We start from the raw sequence: 2,718 nt of genomic DNA on the forward strand, positions 1-2,718 counted from the left end.
ATGCATCGCCTCTGGGCCCTTCTCCTCCAACGCTGTCCCGTCTGTTTGCAGGGCGAGGTTTTCACCTCGCTCTTCGGCATGCACACCCATTGCCCCCGCTGCGGCGTCAAGTACGAGCGCGAGACCGGCTATTTCCTCAACGCCATGTTTATCGGCTATGCGGGCGGCTTCCTGATTCTCGTGCCGACTGCGCTGTTTTTCGCATGGCTGAATGTTTCCATCCCTGTCTTTTCCCTTGCGATTATTCTGGAAACCGCGCTGTTGACGCCGCTCCTCTTTCGCTATGCGCGCCTCATCTGGATGCACATCGATCAGATGCTCGATCCCCGCTCCCCTCCGCCTTCAATTTCTCATCGTTGAAAAGGAAGCCAACTTGCGTAGACCTGTCCAATCGCCCCGTATGAATTTCTCTCACGCTTATTTGACAAATTCCCCACCGCCTGTTATGCTTCCGCCCCATAATTGAATAGCAACACTCTTATCCAGAGAGGCGGAGGGACCGGCCCTGTGAAGCCTCGGCAACCCGATGACTGTTCGACGACGTTGTAGACAGCCGATTAGGGTGCCAATTCCGGCAGACGTGTTCTGGAAGATGAGAGGATGCTGCATGTGCGCTCCTGCTCATCCCCACTTGTTGGGGATTTTTGTTGCCCAGGAAACAGGCAGGAGGCAAAGGTGATGCAAACCCTCTCACCTGCCAGGCGAGAGGGCTATTTTTATCAACCCATTCAACTTCAAAACAGAAACGACAGGAAAAGCGACCCATGACCAGCGAACGACAGTTTGGATTCAACACCCGCCAGCTTCACGCCGGCCAGAAGCCGGACCCGACGACCGGCAGCCGCGCCGTGCCCATCTATCAGACCACCAGCTATCAGTTCCGCAACACGGAGCACGCCGCCAACCTCTTCGCACTGAAAGAGCTGGGCAACATCTACACGCGCATCATGAACCCCACCACCGACGTGCTGGAGCAGCGCATCGCCAGCCTGGAGGGTGGCGTCGCCGCCCTGGCGGCCAGCTCCGGCCATGCGGCGCAGGCGATGGCGATCTTCACGCTCTGCCACGCCGGCGATCACATCGTCTCGAGCAGCCGGCTGTACGGCGGCACCTACAATCAGTTTAACTACACCTTGCCCAAGCTGGGCATCGAGGTGACTTTCGTCGATCCGACCGACCCTTCCAATTTCGAGAAGGCGATCCGCCCGAACACCAAAATTCTTTACGGCGAAACGCTGGGCAACCCCGACATCAAGGTCTTCCCCTTCGAGGAAGTGGCCGCCATCAGCAGGGCGTACAACATCCCGCTCATGATCGACAACACGCTGGCGACGCCGTATTTGTGCCGGCCGATCGAACTGGGCGCCCACATCGTCGTCCACAGCACCACGAAGTTTCTGGGCGGCCACGGGCAGGCCATCGGCGGCGCCATCGTGGACGGCGGCAACTTCGACTGGCGCAGCGGTCGCTTCGACAACTTCACCACGCCGGACCCCAGCTATCACGGGCTGATCTACGCCGATCTGGTGAACGTCGGCCTGCCGCCCTTCGCCATCAAGGCGCGCGTGCACGTGCTGCGCGACATCGGCGCATGCCAGGCGCCGTTCAACTCCTGGAACACGTTGACCGGCATCGAGACGCTGAGCCTGCGCATGGAGCGCCACTGCAGCAACGCCCAGAAGGTCGCCGAATTCCTGGAAGGACACAAGCTGGTCAGCTGGGTGATGTACCCCGGCCTCAAGAGCCACCCGGACTACGAGCTCGCCAAAAAGTATTTGCCCAAGGGCGTCGGCGCCATCATGGGCTTTGGCATCAAGGGCGGCGTCGAAGCGGGCCGTAAGTTCATCGACAACCTCAAGCTCTTCAGCCACCTGGCCAACGTGGGCGACGCCAAGAGCCTCGCCATTCACCCGGCGACGACGACGCACAGCCAGTTGACGCCTGAAGAGCAGGCCGCCGCCGGCGTTTCGCCCGACTTCATCCGCCTCAGCATTGGCCTGGAGGATATCGACGACATCCTCTGGGATCTCGACCAGGCGTTGGCGGCCTCCGCCGAGTAACCGTTTCAGGCGCGAGACTTGTGAACGTCAGGGGCGTCCCCGCGTTCACAAGTCCGCTTTTCAACAAGGCAGGCATCATGACTCACGATAGCGTTGGCGCTGTTTCCACTCAATACTTCACCTTCGCCGAAGACGAGCCTTTCTGTCTCGAGAGCGGCGAGACGCTCAGCCCTGTCCGGCTGGCGTACGAAACCTACGGCGCACTCAACGCCGACCGCTCGAACGCCATTCTGATCTGTCACGCGCTCAGCGGCAGCGCGCACGCCGCCGGCTATCTGGACGGCGACCCGACGAAACTGGGCTGGTGGGAAGAGTGCATCGGCCCGGGCAAGGCGTTCGACACCGACCGTTTCTTTGTCATCTGCAGCAATGTGATCGGCTCGTGCTATGGCTCGACCGGACCCGCCAGCATCAATCCGGCGACCGGCAAACCCTATGGGTTGAACTTCCCGGTCGTCACCATCGGCGACATGGTGCGCGCTCAGGTGAAGCTGATCGACCATCTCGGCATCGAGCGGCTGCTCTGCGTGGCGGGCGGCTCGATGGGCGGCATGCAGGTGCTAGAGTGGGCGGCGCGCCACCCACAGCGCGTGCGCTCCGCCATCCCCATCGCCACCACGGCCCACCACAGCCCGATGTTGATCGCCTTCAGCGAAGT

The 2,718-nt window shown here is 61.2% G+C and carries 3 protein-coding genes and 1 riboswitch; all 3 genes read left to right on the plus strand.

The features are described 5' to 3' along the window. Positions 1-360 (plus strand): DUF983 domain-containing protein (locus Q0367_RS20850; protein ID WP_298984542.1); only part of this gene is annotated, 360 nt, incomplete at its 5' end. A gap of 115 nt (positions 361-475) precedes the next feature. After that, positions 476-599: riboswitch (SAM riboswitch) on the plus strand. Between the two features lie 165 nt (positions 600-764). Continuing rightward, entirely contained in the window at positions 765-2,060 is a 1,296-nt protein-coding gene (locus Q0367_RS20855; protein ID WP_298984545.1) for an O-acetylhomoserine aminocarboxypropyltransferase/cysteine synthase family protein, read from the plus strand. 77 nt (positions 2,061-2,137) lie between these two features. After that, positions 2,138-2,718 (plus strand): alpha/beta fold hydrolase family protein (locus Q0367_RS20860; protein WP_298984548.1); only part of this gene is annotated, 581 nt, incomplete at its 3' end.

It is taken from the genome of uncultured Caldilinea sp., assembly GCF_937128415.1.
Lineage (GTDB): Bacteria > Chloroflexota > Anaerolineae > Caldilineales > Caldilineaceae > Caldilinea.

Bases quoted from the DNA above. Each gene is read 5' to 3' on its own strand.
- Q0367_RS20855 (WP_298984545.1), top strand. From the start codon at position 765: ATGACCAGCGAACGACAGTTTGGATTCAACACCCGCCAGCTTCACGCC.